This window comes from uncultured Algibacter sp., from assembly GCF_947487575.1.
GTDB lineage: Bacteria > Bacteroidota > Bacteroidia > Flavobacteriales > Flavobacteriaceae > Algibacter_B.
Window position 1 is genome coordinate 33,219 of sequence record NZ_CANKXG010000009.1, and the last position, 19,043, is coordinate 52,261.

General features: G+C 30.9%; 18 protein-coding genes. 10 read left to right on the plus strand and 8 right to left on the minus strand.

Features of this window, described 5'->3' with window-relative positions:
• Window positions 1-31: 31 nt before the first annotated feature.
• Window positions 32-2,815, minus strand: a complete 2,784-nt coding sequence (uvrA, locus tag Q0870_RS11255) for an excinuclease ABC subunit UvrA (protein ID WP_298555575.1) — start codon at window positions 2,813-2,815, stop codon at window positions 32-34.
• A gap of 234 nt (window positions 2,816-3,049) precedes the next feature.
• Here uvrA and Q0870_RS11260 point away from each other — a divergent pair, with 234 nt between their 5' ends.
• Both Q0870_RS11260 and Q0870_RS11265 read left to right on the plus strand, forming a co-directional pair.
• Window positions 3,050-3,634, plus strand: coding sequence for a sigma-70 family RNA polymerase sigma factor (locus Q0870_RS11260; protein ID WP_298555576.1), 585 nt, complete (start codon window positions 3,050-3,052; stop codon window positions 3,632-3,634).
• 57 nt (window positions 3,635-3,691) lie between these two features.
• Window positions 3,692-3,838, plus strand: coding sequence for a hypothetical protein (locus Q0870_RS11265; protein WP_298555577.1), 147 nt, complete (start codon window positions 3,692-3,694; stop codon window positions 3,836-3,838).
• A 28-nt stretch (window positions 3,839-3,866) separates the two neighbouring features.
• On the opposite strand, the gene nth is transcribed toward Q0870_RS11265, so the two are convergent.
• On the minus strand, window positions 3,867-4,526 hold the full coding sequence (nth, locus tag Q0870_RS11270; RefSeq protein WP_298555578.1) for an endonuclease III: 660 nt from the start codon (window positions 4,524-4,526) through the stop codon (window positions 3,867-3,869).
• A gap of 36 nt (window positions 4,527-4,562) precedes the next feature.
• Between nth and bcp the strand changes: the two genes are divergently transcribed.
• Window positions 4,563-5,015 carry a thioredoxin-dependent thiol peroxidase gene (bcp, locus tag Q0870_RS11275; protein WP_298555579.1) on the plus strand — a complete coding sequence of 151 codons (453 nt, stop codon included), beginning with the start codon at window positions 4,563-4,565 and terminating at the stop codon, window positions 5,013-5,015.
• A gap of 36 nt (window positions 5,016-5,051) precedes the next feature.
• On the opposite strand, the gene Q0870_RS11280 is transcribed toward bcp, so the two are convergent.
• On the minus strand, window positions 5,052-6,527 hold the full coding sequence (locus tag Q0870_RS11280; RefSeq protein WP_298555580.1) for a TonB-dependent receptor: 1,476 nt from the start codon (window positions 6,525-6,527) through the stop codon (window positions 5,052-5,054).
• Between the two features lie 92 nt (window positions 6,528-6,619).
• Between Q0870_RS11280 and Q0870_RS11285 the strand changes: the two genes are divergently transcribed.
• Together Q0870_RS11285 and Q0870_RS11290 are read left to right on the plus strand one after the other, a co-directional pair.
• Window positions 6,620-7,384 (plus strand): MBL fold metallo-hydrolase, encoded by a 765-nt coding sequence (locus Q0870_RS11285; protein WP_298555581.1) that lies wholly within the window; start codon window positions 6,620-6,622, stop codon window positions 7,382-7,384.
• A 12-nt stretch (window positions 7,385-7,396) separates the two neighbouring features.
• A complete protein-coding gene (locus Q0870_RS11290) occupies window positions 7,397-7,897 on the plus strand; it encodes a hydrolase (protein WP_298555582.1) in 501 nt (166 codons plus the stop codon).
• A 4-nt stretch (window positions 7,898-7,901) separates the two neighbouring features.
• Here the strand turns inward: Q0870_RS11290 and Q0870_RS11295 are convergent, their stop codons facing one another.
• Both Q0870_RS11295 and Q0870_RS11300 read right to left on the minus strand, forming a co-directional pair.
• Entirely contained in the window at window positions 7,902-8,285 is a 384-nt protein-coding gene (locus tag Q0870_RS11295; RefSeq protein ID WP_298555584.1) for a hypothetical protein, read from the minus strand.
• 38 nt (window positions 8,286-8,323) lie between these two features.
• Window positions 8,324-8,692: a helix-turn-helix transcriptional regulator gene (locus Q0870_RS11300; RefSeq protein WP_298555586.1), complete on the minus strand. Its 369-nt coding sequence runs from the start codon at window positions 8,690-8,692 to the stop codon at window positions 8,324-8,326.
• Between the two features lie 292 nt (window positions 8,693-8,984).
• On the opposite strand from Q0870_RS11300, the gene Q0870_RS11305 reads away from it, so the two are divergent.
• The 5 genes from Q0870_RS11305 (at window position 8,985) to Q0870_RS11325 (ending at window position 15,084) form a co-directional block, all read left to right on the plus strand.
• The gene (locus Q0870_RS11305) at window positions 8,985-10,130 is read left to right on the plus strand and encodes a M14 metallopeptidase family protein (protein WP_298555588.1); all 1,146 of its coding nucleotides are present in this window, start codon (window positions 8,985-8,987) and stop codon (window positions 10,128-10,130) included.
• Between the two features lie 70 nt (window positions 10,131-10,200).
• The gene (locus Q0870_RS11310) at window positions 10,201-10,680 is read left to right on the plus strand and encodes a winged helix-turn-helix transcriptional regulator (RefSeq protein ID WP_298555589.1); all 480 of its coding nucleotides are present in this window, start codon (window positions 10,201-10,203) and stop codon (window positions 10,678-10,680) included.
• Between the two features lie 164 nt (window positions 10,681-10,844).
• Complete coding sequence (locus Q0870_RS11315; protein WP_298555590.1) at window positions 10,845-12,296, plus strand: MBOAT family O-acyltransferase; 1,452 nt, start codon at window positions 10,845-10,847, stop codon at window positions 12,294-12,296.
• A 137-nt stretch (window positions 12,297-12,433) separates the two neighbouring features.
• On the plus strand, window positions 12,434-14,125 hold the full coding sequence (locus Q0870_RS11320) for a carbamoyltransferase C-terminal domain-containing protein (RefSeq protein ID WP_298555591.1): 1,692 nt from the start codon (window positions 12,434-12,436) through the stop codon (window positions 14,123-14,125).
• 17 nt (window positions 14,126-14,142) lie between these two features.
• Window positions 14,143-15,084, plus strand: coding sequence for a hypothetical protein (locus Q0870_RS11325; protein WP_298555592.1), 942 nt, complete (start codon window positions 14,143-14,145; stop codon window positions 15,082-15,084).
• Between the two features lies 1 nt (window position 15,085).
• Here Q0870_RS11325 and Q0870_RS11330 read toward each other — a convergent pair whose 3' ends face one another.
• The 3 genes from Q0870_RS11330 to Q0870_RS11340 all read right to left on the minus strand — a co-directional run bounded on the left by Q0870_RS11330 (window position 15,086) and on the right by Q0870_RS11340 (window position 18,975).
• Window positions 15,086-16,111 (minus strand): ATP-grasp domain-containing protein, encoded by a 1,026-nt coding sequence (locus tag Q0870_RS11330; protein ID WP_298555593.1) that lies wholly within the window; start codon window positions 16,109-16,111, stop codon window positions 15,086-15,088.
• Window positions 16,108-16,725 (minus strand): sugar transferase, encoded by a 618-nt coding sequence (locus Q0870_RS11335; RefSeq protein ID WP_298555594.1) that lies wholly within the window; start codon window positions 16,723-16,725, stop codon window positions 16,108-16,110. The genes Q0870_RS11330 and Q0870_RS11335 overlap by 4 nt, the downstream gene beginning before the upstream one ends.
• A gap of 123 nt (window positions 16,726-16,848) precedes the next feature.
• Window positions 16,849-18,975 (minus strand): GNAT family N-acetyltransferase, encoded by a 2,127-nt coding sequence (locus Q0870_RS11340; protein ID WP_298555595.1) that lies wholly within the window; start codon window positions 18,973-18,975, stop codon window positions 16,849-16,851.
• Between the last annotated feature and the right edge of the window lie 68 nt (window positions 18,976-19,043).

The window sequence follows — 19,043 nt, forward strand, 5'->3', positions numbered from 1 at the left end:
TTGTGGTAACGCCCAAATAGTTTTAATTGTCTTAAAGTTTCTCTTTTAAATACGTTCCTGTTTCGGAAGCTTTTATTTTTACGATTTCTTCGGGAGTGCCATGAGCAACAAGGTTTCCGCCTTTTTCGCCGCCTGTTGGGCCAAGGTCGATAATGTAATCGGCACATTTTATTAAATCTATATTGTGCTCCACAACAATAATAGAGTGTCCTTTTTCAATTAAAGCGTTAAAGGATTTTAGGAGTTTTTGAATATCGTGGAAATGTAAGCCTGTTGTGGGTTCGTCGAAAATAAAAAGAGCTTTGTCTTTGTTGTTTCCTTTGCCTAAAAAAGAGGCGAGTTTGATGCGTTGGGCTTCGCCACCAGAAAGGGTAGACGAGCTTTGCCCTAAAGTAACATAGCCCAGACCAACATCTTGAAGTGGCTGTAGTTTATTTTTGATTTTTGTTTGTTCTGTGGCTTCGAAAAACGTTATGGCATCATCGATGGTTGAGTTAAGGATATCGTCAATATTTTTATCTGCAAAAGTGACTTCTAGTACTTCTTTTTTAAAGCGTTTGCCTTTACAGTTTTCGCATTCTAAATGCACATCTGCCATAAACTGCATTTCAATGGTTACTTGACCTTCGCCTTTACAAGTCTCACAGCGTCCGCCATCTACATTAAAAGAAAAGTGTTTGGCTTGATAGTTTCTTATGGCGCTTAATTTCTGTTTTGAGAATAGGGCGCGAATATCATCATAGGCCTTAATATAGGTTACAGGATTTGATCTTGATGACCTGCCGATTGGATTTTGGTCAACGAATTCGATATGATTTATGCTACTAAAATTACCTTTTAAAGCTGTGAATTGTCCTGGTTTGTCGCTAAAGTCGGTTAGTTTTTTTTGAAGTGCTGGGAATAATATTTTTTTAACTAATGTACTTTTTCCGCTACCAGAAACTCCTGTGATAACGGTTAGCATGCCTAGCGGAAAGGTGACATCGATATTTTTTAGGTTGTTTTCGCGAGCTCCAATAATATCGACATGGTATTTTGATGTCCTTCTAGTTTTAGGTACTTTAATTTTTAACTCTTCATTTAAGTATTTGGCTGTTAGAGATTCTGAAGCCAAAATATTGGCATAAGTACCTTCTGCCACAACATGACCCCCAAAGGTGCCTGCTTCTGGACCAATATCTATAATAGTGTCTGCGGCTTTCATAATATCCTCATCATGCTCAACTACAATTACTGTATTTCCTAAATCGCGCAAAGATTTTAAAACTAAAATTAAGCGCTCGGTATCTTTTGGATGTAGACCTATACTAGGTTCGTCAAGAATATACATGGAGCCTACCAGGCTGCTACCTAAAGAGGTTGCTAGATTAATGCGCTGACTTTCTCCTCCAGAAAGTGTATTTGATTTTCTGTTTAAGGTTAGGTAGTCTAGGCCTACATTGCTAAGAAAAGATAATCGGTTATTTATTTCCTTTAATAGTCTCTTAGCTATTTGCGTGTCGTAATCGTTTAATTCGAGTTGTTTAAAGAAGCTTGTGAGTTTGTCTAATGGTATTTCAACCAAATCGGTTATGGTGGCACCTGCAATTTTTACATAATTGGCTTCCGTTCTTAAGCGCTTACCATTACAGGTTTTGCATTTTGTTTTTCCGCGGTAACGCGATAACATGACGCGGTTTTGGATTTTATAAGCTTTAGATTCTAGTTCTTTGAAAAAAGAATTCAGTCCTTCAAAGTGTTTATTGCCTGTCCATACTAATTTTTTTTGCGCTTCTGTTAGCTCAAAAAACGGTTTGTGTATTGGAAAATCAAATTTATGAGAATTGTTTACCAGTTGGTCTTTATACCAGCTCATGCTTTCTCCGCGCCACGGAAAAATGGCACTTTCGTAAATAGAGAGCCCAGTGTTGGGGATAACTAAATCGTCATCAATACCTATAATATCTCCGTAGCCTTCACATTTAGGGCAGGCGCCGTAAGGATTGTTAAAGCTGAATAAATGTACATTGGGTTCTAAAAAAGTAATGCCATCTAATTCGAATTTATTGCTAAAAGGGTGTTGTTTTTTAGTGCTTAATATCTCAATGATGCATTCGCCTTTGCCTTCAAAAAAAGCTGTTTGAACGGCATCAGCTAGTCGGTTATAAAAATTTTCTTCATTTTTAGTGATAACTCTATCAACCACTAACGAAACTGGCTCTTTTTCTGAAACAGACTGCGCTTCGTCAATTCTTAAAACAGAATCTTTAACTTTTATTCTAGCATAACCCTGCTGTTGAAGTGTTTTAAGTTTGTCTGCCATCGTTCGTCCTTCTTCTAAATAAATAGGAGCGAGGAGTAGTAGTTTTTCGCCTTCTTCAAATGTTTTTAAATAATTTAAAACATCTGTAACAGTATCTTTCTTTACTTCTAATCCGGAAACAGGAGCGTATGTTTTTCCTATTCTTGCAAATAATAGTTTTAAGTAATCGTAAATTTCTGTTGTTGTGCCAACTGTTGAACGCGGATTGGTGGAATTTACTTTTTGCTCAATAGCAATAGCAGGAGCAATGCCTTTAATGTAATCTACTTTTGGTTTGTTTAATCGGCCTAAAAATTGACGCGCATAACTCGATAAGCTTTCTACATAGCGTCTTTGTCCTTCCGCGTAAAGCGTGTCGAACGCCAAGCTAGACTTTCCTGAACCTGATAACCCAGTAATAACTACGAGTTTGTTTCTAGGAATCACAACATCAATATTTTTTAAATTATGCAGTTTCGCACCTTTAATAATGATGTTTTCTTTTGGATTTACTTCAGAAAGAATGGTGTTCATAGGTTTTTAAGGGAATAGTTTGCAAAGATAATACAAGTCAACGAGCATAAAAAATTACCGTTTATCGAATAAATGGTTAAAAAAAGATAAGAATCTTTGCTTTTTAGGAACGATTGTTGTTATATTTGGAGTTATTAACAACTTCAAAAACACGCGTCTATAGCATAAAATTACTTTTAAACTTAATAACCCCAAGCACCGAAGACAATATTTCGTGCATTAAAAGTAAATATTATGCAAAAAGAACTTATTACAGATGCCACTCTAGTTAGTTACTACATTAAAGGAGACGAAAGAGCTTTAGAAACGCTTATAAAAAGGCATAAACAAAGGATTTACAGTTTTATTTATTCTAAAGTATATGATAGAGATGTCGCTGAAGATATTTTTCAAGATACTTTTATTAAAGTAATTCGTACGCTTAAGCGAGGTGCTTATAATGAGGAAGGTAAGTTTTTACCTTGGGTAATGCGTATATCTCATAATTTAGTAATTGATTTCTTTAGGAAGAACAATAGGATGCCTAAATTCGATAATACAGGTGAGTTTAGTATTTTTTCGGTGTTAAGTGATCCCGAGTTGAATGCTGAAAAAACGATTATTAAAGAGCAGGTTGAAAATGACGTAAGACGATTGGTTGACGAACTTCCTGAAGATCAAAAAGAGGTTTTAATGATGCGTATTTATAATGATATGAGCTTTAAGGAAATATCGGATAGGACAGGAGTTAGTATCAATACGGCTCTAGGAAGAATGCGTTATGCATTGATAAATTTAAGAAAGATAATAGATAAGCATAATATTGTGTTAACCAACTAGTGCAATAAAGTGAAATTTGCTGCGTTATTAGTTTGAATTAACCCTTAAATTAATAAAATGGCAAAAATTTACTCTGAAAATTCTATTAAAAATATAGAAAACCTTGAACCGCGAGAGGAAACGGTTAATTTTCTTCTAAATTACTCTAAGGCTTTAAGTATTATAAATTGTAATAAAATGAAGTTTGAAGCGCTTCTAAATTAAGTTTTATGAAAGTCCTGGTTTTTTAAAATCAGGACTTTTTTGATTTGTAATAATCGTCTAAAACCGACTGTCTTCCAATAGTTTTAGTAATAATATCTTTATTTAAATCCCATCCGCGAGCTGGGGAATATTCGCGTCCGTACCAAATAATTTGAAGGTGTAAATCGTTCCATAGTTCTTTTGGGAACAAGCGTTTTGCATCTTTTTCGGTTTGAACCACGTTCTTTCCATTAGTTAAATTCCATCGGTACATTAATCTGTGAATATGGGTATCTACTGGAAACGCTGGTACATCAAAAGCTTGAGACATGACTACACTGGCTGTTTTATGGCCTACGGCTGGTAATTCTTCTAAAGCCTCAAAGCTCTGAGGAACTTCGCCATTATGTTTGTCTATAAGTATCTTTGATAAGCCGTAAATACCCTTGCTTTTCATTGGGGAAAGTCCACATGGTTTGATAATTTCTTTTATTTCATCTACGGATAATTTAATCATATCGTATGGGTTGTCCGCTTCAGCAAAAAGAATTGGTGTTATTTTATTCACTCTTACATCGGTACATTGAGCAGATAGTAAAACAGCTACTAATAAAGTATATGGGTCTTTATGGTCTAAAGGAATAGGGATTTCTGGATAAAGTTTGTAAAGTGTGTTAATAACAAAATTCACCTTCTCTTTCTTAGTCATAAATTGTATTTTTGGTAAAAAATCAAAGTTAAGACTATGAACACATTAAAACAAGGTGATGCTGTGCCTAATTTTACAGCAAAAGATGAGCAAGGAAATACAATTTCTTTAAGTGATTATAAAGAAAAAAAACTAGTTGTGTTCTTTTACCCTAAAGCAAGTACACCTGGCTGTACTGTTGAAGCCTGTAATTTAAGAGATAATTATGCGGCTCTTCAAGCTCAGGGTTATGAGTTATTAGGTGTTAGTGCTGATTCAGCAAAACGACAATCTAATTTTAAAAACAAATATGAATTTCCTTTTCCGCTTCTTGCAGATGAGGATAAAACTGTTATTAATGCTTTTGGTGTTTGGGGTCCAAAAAAGTTTATGGGAAGGGAGTATGATGGCATACATAGAATGACGTTTTTAATTAATGAAGAAGGTGTAGTTGAGCGCGTTATTGAAAAAGTAAAAACTAAAGATCATGCAGCTCAAATATTGGCATAAAAAAACGGCTATTTTTAAATAGCCGTTTTAAATTTTTTATTTCTTCTTCTGGGGTTTTCGCCTGCTTAGTGTTAAAGGTCTTCTGGTGTAGCCAAACAATCTGTAATCTTTAATTAATTCGGCAGTGCCCTCAGGAATCATGTCTTCCCAGCCTTTCTCATCTTCAGTAATCATTCTTAAAATTTCTCTTGAGAATATATTCATAATACTCTCGTCGTAATCTTTAATGTCAATAACTTTTCCGTTGTATTTAAAGAATTTATATAGTTCTTTCATACGTGGATAAACTTTTAAGTTTTCACTATTAATAAGTTCGCCAGTTTTCGCATCTTTCATAGGGTATAGGTAAACTTTTAAATCTTTAAAGAATAGTTTACCGAAAGCTTCAAGTATGCCTCCGCTAATGTGTCTGTAGTACTTTTCGTCAAAAATATCAATTAAGTTACTTACTCCCATGGCAAGTCCCATGCGTGCTTTTGTGTAGTTTGAAAAATACTCTACAACCTTAAAGTATTCTTGAAAGTTAGATATCATAACAGATTGTCCTAGAGAGCATAATAAGTCTGCTCTATCAATAAAATCCTGCTCGTCAATTTCGCCTTCAGCTCTTAAATTAGAGAGTGTAATTTCAAAAACTACAACAGTTTTCTTTTCGTCAACTTTATTTTCCTTAATAAACATTTCATATGATTTCTCATACATTGCCATGTTTACTTTAGTAACTGGTCTAAAACTTCCGCGTAAGGCTAAAATATTTTTCTTGTAGAATATTCGAGCTGGTAAAACATTTGTTCCATCTGGACCAAACATTACGGCGTCAGTCATGCCGTTTTTTACTAATTGTAAACTCATTAGCCTGTTATCTATGTTTTCGAAAACAGGGCCAGAGAAGTTTATGGTGTCTATTTCAATTTGGTCTTTATCTAAATGGTCGTATAGATAGCGCAGTAGTTTTTTGGGTTCATTGTATTTGTAAAACGCTCCATAGATTAAATTTGTTCCTAATATGCCTAGTGTTTCTTGTTGTAGTCTGGCGTCAGTTTCTTTAAAGCGAACGTGAAGAATGATTTCATTGTAATCGCCACTAGATTCAACTTGGTATTTAATTCCTACCCAACCATGGCCTTTAAATTGTTTTGCAAAATCAATAGTAGCAACTGTGTTGGCGTAAGTAAAAAATATTTTATTCGGGTTTTTTTCACGAGTTAACCTGTTTTCCATGAGGTTCATTTCATGAGTAAGCATTTTTCTTAAACGTGCTTCAGTTACGTAGCGACCATCATCTTCGGCGCCATAAATGGCGTCGCTAAAATCTTTGTCATAAGCAGACATGGCTTTTGCGATAGTACCCGATGCGCCACCAGCTCTAAAAAAATGACGACAAGTTTCTTGTCCTGCGCCAATTTCAGCAAATGATCCGTAGATGTTTTCGTTTAAGTTTATTCGGAGTGCTTTGGATTTTAAAGAAGGGATATCGTTAAATTCTTTATCTCCGGTAATGGCAATTTCCATATTTATATAGGTTAGATCATGTATTTACAAAGGTATCAAATATGTACAGCAAACAAAAAAATAAACTTATTTTTGTGTAAAATTTTAGATTTTTGAAAATTACATTTCTTGGTACTGGAACATCTCAAGGAATTCCTATTATTGGGAGCGATCATCCCGTTTGTTTAAGTAATAATTCAAAGGATAAGCGTTTGCGGGTTTCTATTCTGGTAGAATGGGGTGAATGCACGTATGTTGTGGATTGTGGTCCAGATTTTCGGTATCAAATGTTGCGAGAAAACGTAAAACGTATAGATGGTATTTTGTTTACACATGAGCACTCCGACCACGTAGTTGGTTTTGATGATATTAGGCCTTTTTATTTCAAGCAAGGTGATGTGTCTATTTATGCTCATAAGCGTGTTATTAAATCGTTGAAGCAGCGTTTTGATTATGTTTTTAAAAAAGAAAATAGATATCCTGGGGCTCCTAAGGTAAAAGCTAATAGAATAAAAAAAAATAAATCTTTTGATTTGAAGGGATTAGAGGTTATTCCTGTTAATGGTAAGCATGCTAAGCTTCAGGTTTTTGGTTTTAGATTTAAGGATTTTGCATATTTAACAGATATGAAAACAGTTTCTGATAAAGAAATTAAAAAGATTAAAAACGTTAAAGTATTGGTTGTTAATGCGCTGAGAATTCAGTCGCATCAATCACATTTTAATTTGGAAGAGGCTTTAGCGTTTATAGATAAAGTTAGTCCTGAAACAGCTTATTTGACTCATATTAGTCATTTGCTAGGTTTTCATGATGAAGTTGAGCAATTGTTGCCAAAACATGTGTTTTTGGCTTATGACGGATTAAAAATAACAGTTTAAATCATAGTAAGAATGAAACAAAGAATTTTTATGTATTTATTTGTATTTGCGGCATTATTGGTTTTGTTTCAATATGTAAGCGCAAAACGTATTTTTGAAGACATAAATAAAAAGCTAGCTACAAGCGAGTCTCAATTGGAAATATATAAAGATTCTGTAGCTGCTTTGCAAAACGATATTCTGGAGGTATCACATTTTAACTTAGATAGAAATGAAGATGCTATTAGTTATTTTGAAGATGAAGGCTATGAAATAGATGAGTTGATTCCTTTTATAAAAGATGAGTTATATAAATTAAATGAAGTGAAAGGTGAGCATCCTATAATCCCATATGCTGCTAGTGAAGGCAGGAAAATGCTTTTAAATACAGTAAAAATGCTAAATCATAAATGGATAGTAGCAGATTTTTCAGATGGGGAGTTTTGGGGAGAGATTTTTTTAACGTATGAGATTACGGATAAAAAGGAATTGAAGTTTAATCTGGTTGAGTACTTTTTGTATCCTTTTGATTAGGGGGTTATTCGATTTTATAAGCAATACCTTTTTCTTTCCGTTTCTTTTCGCCTTCGTTGAAAGAGGCTTTAGAGTATTCAAAAGTGTAGGAGCTGTCTGTGGTTGTTAGTATCTTCATGTGAATTGGGTCTTTTTCCGAAATAGACACAGGGTTTATTTTATATAGCACAAACTCACAATTGTTTATCCATTTTACCTCAGAACTATCTGTTTTTCCGTCGTAAAAATTAATACTATAGCGTTCTGTTCTTTTAAAGTTACCGCTTTTAGCAACACCATCCACAGTGTAATCAAAGCGAAATGAACCGGTTTTGTAATCCGTGCAGTCTCTGGTTGTTTCGTAACAGCTAGTTAGGCTCAATAGAGCTATAAAAAATAATAACTTCATGATGTAATATTGAATTGCAAATTTAATAAACTATGTAATCAATTGTCGTAGTTTTTAAAACTTCCATCAGAATAAAAAATAACAATACGATCAATGGTTTTGTCTTTTTTTAATTCTTTCAAGGTTTTTTCCTGATTTGCGACAGGGGGTAGTTTGTGGTTTGAGTCTTTTATTTTTTCTTCAGAAGGAAAAGTTCCTTTGCCGTTAAAAAGCCAATATAGATCCACTTCGGGGAAGGCGGAGAGTGTCTTTAAAATAAAATCTAAACTTGGTTTGTTTCTGCCTGATAAAATATGCGAAATACTGGAGCGTTGCACTCCAATTTTATCAGCAAACGATGAGGCGGATTCTCCGTAGTAATCTATGATTCTTTGAAGTCTTTTTATGAAATCTTTGGTGTTTATCAATGTAAATAATGTTTTGAGACTATTTCATGTTACAAATGTAATAATATAACTTTAAATAACCCTATTTATTGTATTTAAGGTGATTAAATTAGTTAATTATAACTTCATGTATTTGCATTTAATAATTTGATTTATATATAGTTATATATGTCTAATTGTTTTGTTTTTAATATGGCGTTTATGCGCGTCTATCTTGGTTCGTGTTTGTGTATTTATGTAAACAAATCATTCAAAAAAACCGTTTACAAATGTAAATTGTTAAATGTTTACTTTTGTTAAGTAAAAAATAACTATGCAAGTAGAATATATAAAAAACCTGTTTTTAAAGTATACAGAAAAGAGTTTATCACATCGCTATATTACCAATAAACATATCGAGCATTTGCTGGAAAATTTATCGAATAGTGTTCATGTTGAAACCATTGGTAAATCAGTTTTAGACAATCCTATTTATGGTTTAAAAATTGGTAATGGAGATAAGAGATTATTAATGTGGTCCCAAATGCATGGAAACGAATCTACAACCACCAAGGCATTATTTGATTTGTTAAACACCCTTTTATATTCAAAATCTGAGCTTAATTATATATTAGAATCCTGCACGTTATATATTATTCCTATTTTAAACCCTGACGGTGCATTCGCATATACCCGAATAAATGCTAATGAAGTAGATTTAAATAGAGATGCTCAAAACTTGACACAGCCTGAGAGTAAGGTATTGCGAACAATTTTTGATTCTTTTAAACCTCATTTTTGTTATAATTTGCATGGTCAGCGGACTATATTTAGTGCTGGAACTACAGATAAGTCAGCAACGGTGTCTTTTTTAGCGCCAGCACAAGATGAAACTTGTACAATAACTCCTAATAGAAAAATAGCTATGGAGGTTATAGGGGTAATGAATAATACTTTGCAAAAAATTATACCTGGCCAAGTTGGTGTTTATGATGATGCTTTTAATTTGAATTGTGTAGGGGATACGTTTCAAAATGAAAATGTGCCTACTATATTATTTGAAGCGGGGCATTTTGCTAATGATTATGCTCGAGATTTAACTCGAGAATTAATTTATACTTCATATTTAAGCTCTTTAGACTATATTTCAAAAACAAAGGTTACGGGAAATTACTATGAGTCCTATTTTTTAATTCCTGAAAATGATAAGTGTTTTTTTGATGTAATTATCAGAAATGCTCTGGTTAATAATGTAATAGTTGATATAGGTATTCAATTTCAAGAACGTTTGATTAAAAATAAGGTTGAATTTATACCAAGAATAGAAAAAATTGAAAGATTAACAGGTGTTTATGCTCATAAAGAAATTGAAGCAAATGGTGCAGAAGTTTATAATGCTGATGGTAAATTGCTGAAATTGGGTTACGAAAACGTTTGCGTAATATTGAATAATGAAAAAAAATTGCTTTTATCGAAATAAAACCTAGTATTAGTGTCTTATTTTTAATGAAAATGTATTAATTTTGCTTCATATATAAGAATAATTAATTATGGGGAAAATTAAATTAGACGAAATTGATCATCAAATTCTAGATATGTTAATTGATAACACTAGAATTCCGTTCACTGACATTGCTAAGAAGTTATTAATATCTGCAGGTACGGTTCATGTACGTGTTAAGAAAATGGAAGAGGCTGGCATAATTAAAGGATCATCTTTAATGCTAGATTACAAAAAGCTAGGCTATTCTTTTATTGCTTATGTAGGTGTATATTTAAATAACACCTCTCAAACAAAATTTGTTTTAGAACGTATAGATGAAATACCATATGTTACTGTGGCGCATATAACCACTGGGAAATTTAATATTTTTTGCAAAATTAGAGCTAGAAGTACTGAACATGCCAAACAAATTATCTTTTTATTAGATGATATTGAAGGGGTGTATAGAACAGAAACAATGATTTCTCTTGAAGAAAGTATCAATGATAAAAAACGTTTGATGCATTCTATTTTTAATGATATGTAATAAATATTATTTATCGAATAATATTTTGTAAAAGCCCTTGTTTAGGGCTTTTTTTTTGTTCAAAGTACATACTATTTCATTTAAAGGAATTATTTAAGTATTTCAAAGAAAATTTTTGTAAGTATTAATAACTTCTTTCATATTTGCCTGTAAAGTATTAATGCATGATATTCAATTCGTTAGAGTTTTTTATATTTCTTTTTATTGTTTATGTGCTTTATTGGGGTGCTTTAAAGAATAGTATAAAATCTCAAAATATACTTTTATTAATATCAAGTTATATATTTTATGGTTGGTGGGATTGGAGATTTCTTTCGTTAATACTATTAAGTACTATTGTTGATTATTTTGTAGGGATTCAAATAGACTCAACTAAAACCAATTCACGTCGTAAGAAATGGCTTTGGCTTAGTGTTATTTTTAATGTTGGTCTTTTAGGGTTTTTTAAATATTATAATTTTTTTGTAGATTCTTGGATCGAAATGATTTCTATATTTGGTTATGACATTAAAAATACTTGGACTTTGAAAGTGATTCTTCCAGTTGGAATATCGTTTTATACTTTTCAAACCATGTCTTATTCGCTTGATATTTATTTTAAAAAAATTAAACCAACTAAAGATTTTTTGTCGTTTGCAGCTTTTGTAAGTTTCTTTCCTCAATTAGTAGCAGGGCCTATTGAAAGAGCTTCAAATTTACTTTCTCAAATAATAAATAAAAGAACATTTGATTATAAGCAGTCAGTTGATGGTATAAAACTTATACTTTGGGGTTTGTTTAAAAAAATGGTTATTGCTAATGCACTTGCTCCAATAGTCGATGATATATTTACAAATTACAGTAACTACCCAGCCTCGACCCTAATTCTTGGGGTCGTCTTTTTTAGTTTTCAAATTTATGGTGATTTTAGTGGATATTCAGATATTGCTATTGGAACAGCTAAATTATTCGGAATAGAATTAATGTCTAATTTTAAGTTTCCTTATTTTTCAAGAAACATAGCTGAGTTTTGGAGACGATGGCATATTTCTTTATCCTCTTGGTTTAAATATTATGTTTACATTCCATTAGGAGGCTCTCAAAGAACTAAATTGTTATCATTAAGAAATATTACTATTGTGTTTTTAATTAGTGGTTTATGGCATGGGGCAAAATGGACATATGTGTCATGGGGTGCATTGCATGCTTTGGCATTTATACCTGTTTTTTTAATGGGTAAAAACACAAAATATAAAAATTCAATTATTGGAGAACATTCTTTACTGCCTTCAATTACTGAGGTTTTAAGAGGTTTAATGGTTTTTTCGATAGTAACTTTATCCTGGGTATTTTTTAGATCTGCTTCAATAACTGACGCTTTTAATTATATAAAAAGAATTTTTACTGATTTTTCGTTTGGCTATTATGCGCATCCTAATGGTTATAGAATGATTGATTATTTTGTTCTCATTGGATTGTTTGTTATATATGAATATATAATTAGAAAAGACGAGCGTTCACCATTTAAATTTAAATCGAAAATAGTAAGGTTTATCGCTTACATACTGGTTGTTTTATTGATTTTATTGTTTTATGATAGTGGAATAGATAGATCTTTTATTTATTTTCAGTTTTAAGCTCATTGAATGCATAAGCTGATTTTAAAAAAATAAAATACTTTACATTAATTATACCCTATGAACTAAAATAGCTTAATGAGATATGAACATATTAATAGCAAATTAAAATTATGTTCTAACTAAAAAAAATTAAAATGGTTATTTTAGGATTAAATTATTATTTTCATGACTCAACTGCTTGTATAATAAAGGATGGGGTCTTACTGGCTGCCATAGAGGAGGAGAGGCTTAATAGAGATAAACATACTCGAAAATTCCCTATGTTAGCAATAGATAGGTGCTTAAAAATCGCAAAATTAGAATATGATGATATAGATCATATTGCGGTTTCAATAAAGCCAAACCATGATGTTTTTAAAAAAATATGGTATGGGATTAAAGTGATTAAAAGCTTAAAAGCTTATTTTAATAAAATAGTAGTTACTAATTATAGTAAACAAAAAGATTTTTGGAATTGGTTTAAGTATCATTTTAAGAGTAGATTAAATGGCCCTAAGATTCATTTTATAGAACATCATTATAGTCATGTAGTTGGTTCTTTTTTTGTATCCCCATATGAGGAAGCTGCCTTACTGTCAATTGACGGGCATGGAGAATGGGCAACTACATGGTTAGGGGTTGGTAAAAAAAACAACTTTAAATGTTTAAGTCAAAGCTATTTTCCAAATTCATTAGGTGCTTTTTATGAAGTAGCAACTCAGTTTTGCGGATTTAGAACTAGTTATGATGAAGGCAAGACTATGGGGCTGGCTCCTATGGGAGACCCCAATGTATTTTTGAAAGAAGTCGATAAAATGATAACAGTTGATAAGGATGGACGTTTGTCATTTGATTTAAGTTATTTTAATTATCAAAATATGGGATGGGAACGCTGTTCCGAAAAATTTTATAAGATCTTTGGGGAACCAAGAAAGCATGGAGAGGATTTTAAGGAGCGCCATATGAATGTAGCTGCGGCCTTTCAAAGGGTTCTTGAAAACAAGGTTTTAGAGATATGCGATATTCTTTATAAAAAAACAAAAGCTCAGTATTTGGTTATTTCGGGAGGCGTTTCATTAAATAGTGTTATGAACGGTAGGATAGTTAGAGAAAGTCCTTTTGATGATGTATATGTTATGCCTGCAGCAGGTGATAATGGGACAGCAATAGGAGCGGCATATTATCTTTATAACGGTGTTTTTAATAAAAAAAGGAATTTTGTTCATAATAACCCTTATGTGGGTACAAGTTATTCGAACGAAGACATAGAAAAAGATCTTAAAGGTGCTAAACTTAAATATGACTATTTTGAAGATGTGTGTGATGAAGCGGCTTCTCTTTTAGAAAAAGGAAATATTATTGGATGGTTTCAAGGCGCAATGGAAATTGGACCTAGAGCACTAGGAAATCGTAGTATTTTGGCAAACCCAGCATTTCCTCAAATGAAGGATAAAATTAACTCTGAAGTGAAATTTAGAGAAGCTTATAGACCTTTTGCTCCTTCAGCAATTGTAGAGGCAAAAGATGATTTTTTTGATTTAGAGGTTGAAGCACCATTTATGCTAAAAGTATGTAATGTGTTACATGATAAGCAAAGTGTTATTCCTGCTGTAACACATGTAGATGGCAGTGCACGGTTACAAACTGTGAACAAAGAAACAAACGAACGTTATTATAATTTAATTAAAAGCCTTGGAGATAAAACAGGAGTTCCTGTGGTGTTAAATACGAGTTTTAATATTCAAGGAGAACCAGTGGTTGAATCGCCTAAAGATGCTATACGGTGTTTTTTCTCAACAGGATTGGATTATTTGGTAATGGGTGACTTTATTTTGTCTAAACAATGATATTAATGTTTTTAAAAATGAAAAAGTTATTTTTCAAAAGTTTCATTTATTTTGTTCTAATCCTGGTCTTATTAGAATTAATAATTCGTGTATTCCATTTAACAAAAGATTACCCTGTTAGAATAATTGATGATTTTGGTGTAGAAAAGTGGAAACCAAATCAAAGTGGGTTTTCTGTTACTGGTAATAGACGACAAAATTTTTCTGAATTCAGAATAAATAGTTCTGGATTTAATTCTTATCGAGAATTTACGCCTTCTGATGATAAAAAGGAAATAGCTTTAGTTGGAGATTCTTTTATTGAGGGCTTTCATCAAGATTATAATTCCTCAATAGGAAAAAAAATAGAAAACACGTTAAAAGGTATTGAGGTCTATGAATATGGTTATGCAGGTTATGACTTAGCAGATCAATTTAATTTAATGCATCAATATAAAAAGGATTTTGATTATATAGATTTTGTTTTTATCGGCATTGAGTTTCATACGGATTTAAAAAGAGGTAAACATAAAATTATTCAGGATAGAATGAAGCTAGAGTCTCCTCTCTATAGAAACTTGCGAAAAATTAAGTTGTTAACTTATATGAACAGTATTGGAGCAGTTGATGCTTTAAAAAAACGATTTACTCAATTAATTTCTTTTAGGATTAAAGAAAAAAAGAATGAAAAAGTAAATACAAAGAGTAGTTTAAAAGAAATGAATCTTGACTATTTGTCAAATTTCAATGAATTAGTTAAAACTTATAATTTCGATAAAGAAAGGTTTATATTTCTTTTAGAGGAAGCGCAAACACCTGATGCGTTTATCAATTATTTAGAAAAGAATAACTATAAATTTATAGATTTATCTCAGGACTTGACGAAGGCTAAAGTTCCAACTACGTTAATTTATGATAAACATTGGAATAACCACGGTAGGGCTCTTGTCGCTAAATCAATTATAGAGTACCTTAAATGATTTAATTACTTACCTTTAATAATCTATCACATTTGCTAAAGGTAATATGCTCTTGATAATTTATATGTTTCAAAATATCAATATTACTTTGCCTTTTTAGCCAACCAATGTAAACCGCAGCAATGTTAGCTCCAGCTTCATGGGAAAAAGGATAACCGCCACCAAATCTTGGATTTAATTCTAAAACATATAATTGTTTTTTTACCAGAAAGACATCTACGTCCATAATACCAATATGTTTTAAGCTACTACCAATTTCTTTACCTACTTTATCAAAAATATCTAACACAATAGATTGAGCTTTATCTGTTTCTCCAGAACGCATCGAAATTTTTTCTCTAGCAAAAGTACCAAAATAATCACCCTTAAAATTATTAACTATATCTAGGCCAAATTCTTTTCCGTCAAGTTTTTCTTGTATTATAATTGAGTTTTCAATGTCTTCTTTACTTGCAGTGTTTAATATTGTTCTTTTTAGTTTAATTTTTTGAAGATTATATGCTAATCGAAGTTCTTCAATAGATTCAGGAAACTCCACCCCAATAGACCCACTTCCCCAACGAGGTTTTATAACTAAAGGAAATTTTAAACTTCCATTTTCAAGACATTTAATAGCTTCATCTATACTAATAAAAGTTTTAGGGGTGTTAAGTCCTATTTTCTTTAAAAACTGATAAGTTTTCCATTTATCAAATCCAATTGAAATGACTGTTTCATCAGAAATAAGAACTTTAGTTTTTTTACTTTCTAATTGATGTTTATATTTAGATAAAATGGGTAATTCTAAATCATTTAAAGAAATGACTAAACACACATTAAATTCATTGATTATTTCTTTTAAACGTGGAATGTAATTATCATCGTAAATATCAGGTACTGTAAATGCAACATCAGCGTCTATTAAGGCTGGAGCATTTAATTGATTATCAGTTGCAATTACGAGTCCGTCACCATTTAACTCTTTTTTAAAGTAGTTAATAAGGTAGTTTCGTCTGCCAGCACATGTAAAAAGTATATTGTGTTTCACGTAAGTTTATGTTTTCTTTCATCATCAAGATCTGGCATATCAGGATCTAATTCAATGTTATTTGTATTAAAAATTTTCTTTGCTGTTTTAAGTAAAATCATAAAATCATTAGAAAATGATATGTTTTCTACATACGCAATATCTAAGGCTAATTTCTTGTTCCAACTTAAAAGGTTTCTTCCTGAGACTTGAGCCAATCCAGTAACTCCAGGTCTTATACTATGCCGAATAGACTCTTTTTTAGTATAATATGGTAGGTAATGAACTCGTAAAGGCCTTGGACCAATTAAACTCATATCACCTTTTAAGATATTAAATAGTTGAGGTATTTCATCTAAAGAATATTTTCTTATAAAATTACCAAACACGGTAACTCTTTGCGCATTTGGTAATAACTGTCCGTGTTCATCTTTTTGGTCTGTCATGGACTTAAATTTTACTATTTTAAAAATACGTTCATTTTTACCAGGTCGTTCCTGAAAAAAGAATGGTTTTCCTTTATTAATATAGATTAAACAAAGAAACACAATAATGAATATAGGCAGGAGTAATAATATGCCAACCAATGATAATGTAATGTCTAAAAATCTTTTAATAGTTAGATATGAAAGCATAAGTAAAATGTTATTATCATTTTCTAAAATAATAGTTGAAAATTATCTTTAGGATTGGTTTAGTTTAATAAAATTAGGGTATGACTAAATAAATGTTAGTAAAGATTGTTGATTAAATTATTGTTATAATGTTATAAAATTTTCTTTATATCTGTATTGAGGAAAAAAATCTGCATCTGAATCATTACATTCTTTTTCTATGACTAAATTTCTATATTCATCTGGCATTGCTATATGTTTCCACACATGAAATGGTTTAAAATCTTTTGAAAAAGAAGACTTAAACCTAAATAATTCATCCTCATTATTGCCAAGCCCTCCTCCTAAATTAAAGTAAGTGTAGTTTTCTTCAGAACCTTTAAGTCTCATTTCGTCAATAAGTAATCGTATCGGGGAAAGATTTAGATAGTCATTTTTTGTTCCTGAAATATGGTATTGAATTATACTGTTGGTTTTTACCATCATAGCTGCTGATATAATATCTCCAGACTCTTTATCTAATGCAAACAATACTTCTGTTTTGTAATCACTACTATTAATAAAGTCGTAAAAATATTGTTTAGAAAAATAGTATTTCTTTTGAGCATTAACTCTATCCATGTTTTCATAATATAAATCAATAAACATATTTATATCTTCTGATTTCTCACTTATTTTAAAGTCACATAACTTCCTACATTTATTTAAATAGCGTTTTGTAGTTTTTGAGAAAATAGTTCTTTGCTCACCGACATCTTTAGTTAAATCAATGTTAACAATATTACCAAGATTATTAATTTCACCTAAACCATTTAATACTACTTTTTGGTTTTTTATAAAAGGGTTTAATCTTGAGAAAACTGAAACAATTTTTTCTTGTTTAAAAAAATTATTTAAATTTTTGATAAAATTTGCATTATCAAAAGTATGATCTATATTTTTCTGCAATGGTCCAGCATATCCATATACGGAGGTTGCATCAAAATACGTGGTTTCTGGTATTTGACGAATTATTAGTGGAAGAAATATTTCTTTATCATCTTCTTTATATACTATTAGTATAGCTTTTTCATTATCTTGTTTTGATAGCTCATGATAATCATAGGTATGATAAAAATCGTAATTATTAGCTTTTTGTAGAGCTTTTTGCCATTCTTCTTTATTAGTTATAACCGAGAATGATTTAGGTGATGTGTTATTCATTTTTTTGTAGATGGGAAAATAGTTTTTAGAGTTTGATATTAAATTTTCAACACTAGTATATTCAATTTTTATATCTCTAATTAATTTATTGTAAATGTTTTCATTAATTACCTTTCTGCCTGTGTAGAAAACCGCATCCTCTTCTTTAGGAAAAAATGCTTTTTTGTATTGATACAAACCATCATTATTGCTTCTGCCTCCTCCAAGTATGTAGTGGGTTTTATTGTTTTTTAATGACCATTTAATAACTTCAATTTTTAAAAAATCATTGGGTCTATAATTGAAATAATCTTGAAGTGTCCCTCCTAAATAGGAATAAAGTTCTCCATTGTTACATATTATTAATTCTGCTGAAATTGGAGTATCATCTTTATAAACAAATGCTAAGAGCGTATTATCATAATTATTTTCTACTAAATCTAAAAAATAATTTTTTGGATAGAAGTAATTTCTAGCAGCATCATTTCTAACCATCGTTTTTATATAAATATCATAAAAATCTTGAATAAGATTAGGGGTTTTGGTTTTATCATAAATTTTGAAGGTCAGTTCACTATTTGAAGCTTTTCTGTAATTATTTCTTACTTTTTGTTTGAAGTTATTCCAAATAGAATCAAAATCATCTATTTTCCCTTTCACATTGTTTAATGTAGGTATCAGATGTCCAGAATAATTTATATGATTATTATCTAAATTAAAACGAATAAATTCTGTTACTACATTATTGTTTTTATACCAATTATCAACCTTAGTCCAAAACACTTTTATATCCTCTATAGAGGCATCGTTATTAATTAAAGGACCACTATATCCGTATGGTGATATAACATCAAAATAGTCTTCCTCACTATTTATTGCTTTAGATTCAATTTTATTTAAGTATATAGGCAATAATACTAAGGGTGAGTTATTTTTAGTTAAAAGAAAATAACTTAAACATTTTTCTTTGGTATAATTGCAGTACTGTAAAGAATAAAATACACTAGATTTCTCAAATTTATCTAAAATACTGTTGTAGTTATTGATGTCAATAACATTTTTGTTAGTTTGGAATTTAAGATTATACATAATCTTTTTGATTTTTAGAGTCTTTAGGGAGAATGTTTTATTTTATAACTTACTGCTAAGTATGTGTT

What these genes read in the sequence shown, in the direction of transcription:
- uvrA (WP_298555575.1), bottom strand. Translation starts at nt 2,815, where the DNA reads ATGAACACCATTCTTTCTGAAGTAAATCCAAAAGAAAACATCATTATT.
- Q0870_RS11260 (WP_298555576.1), top strand. Translation starts at nt 3,050, where the DNA reads ATGCAAAAAGAACTTATTACAGATGCCACTCTAGTTAGTTACTACATT.
- Q0870_RS11265 (WP_298555577.1), top strand. Translation starts at nt 3,692, where the DNA reads ATGGCAAAAATTTACTCTGAAAATTCTATTAAAAATATAGAAAACCTT.
- nth (WP_298555578.1), bottom strand. Translation starts at nt 4,526, where the DNA reads ATGACTAAGAAAGAGAAGGTGAATTTTGTTATTAACACACTTTACAAA.
- bcp (WP_298555579.1), top strand. Translation starts at nt 4,563, where the DNA reads ATGAACACATTAAAACAAGGTGATGCTGTGCCTAATTTTACAGCAAAA.
- Q0870_RS11280 (WP_298555580.1), bottom strand. Translation starts at nt 6,527, where the DNA reads ATGGAAATTGCCATTACCGGAGATAAAGAATTTAACGATATCCCTTCT.
- Q0870_RS11290 (WP_298555582.1), top strand. Translation starts at nt 7,397, where the DNA reads ATGAAACAAAGAATTTTTATGTATTTATTTGTATTTGCGGCATTATTG.
- Q0870_RS11295 (WP_298555584.1), bottom strand. Translation starts at nt 8,285, where the DNA reads ATGAAGTTATTATTTTTTATAGCTCTATTGAGCCTAACTAGCTGTTAC.
- Q0870_RS11305 (WP_298555588.1), top strand. Translation starts at nt 8,985, where the DNA reads ATGCAAGTAGAATATATAAAAAACCTGTTTTTAAAGTATACAGAAAAG.
- Q0870_RS11310 (WP_298555589.1), top strand. Translation starts at nt 10,201, where the DNA reads ATGGGGAAAATTAAATTAGACGAAATTGATCATCAAATTCTAGATATG.
- Q0870_RS11315 (WP_298555590.1), top strand. Translation starts at nt 10,845, where the DNA reads ATGATATTCAATTCGTTAGAGTTTTTTATATTTCTTTTTATTGTTTAT.
- Q0870_RS11320 (WP_298555591.1), top strand. Translation starts at nt 12,434, where the DNA reads ATGGTTATTTTAGGATTAAATTATTATTTTCATGACTCAACTGCTTGT.
- Q0870_RS11325 (WP_298555592.1), top strand. Translation starts at nt 14,143, where the DNA reads ATGAAAAAGTTATTTTTCAAAAGTTTCATTTATTTTGTTCTAATCCTG.
- Q0870_RS11335 (WP_298555594.1), bottom strand. Translation starts at nt 16,725, where the DNA reads ATGCTTTCATATCTAACTATTAAAAGATTTTTAGACATTACATTATCA.
- Q0870_RS11340 (WP_298555595.1), bottom strand. Translation starts at nt 18,975, where the DNA reads ATGTATAATCTTAAATTCCAAACTAACAAAAATGTTATTGACATCAAT.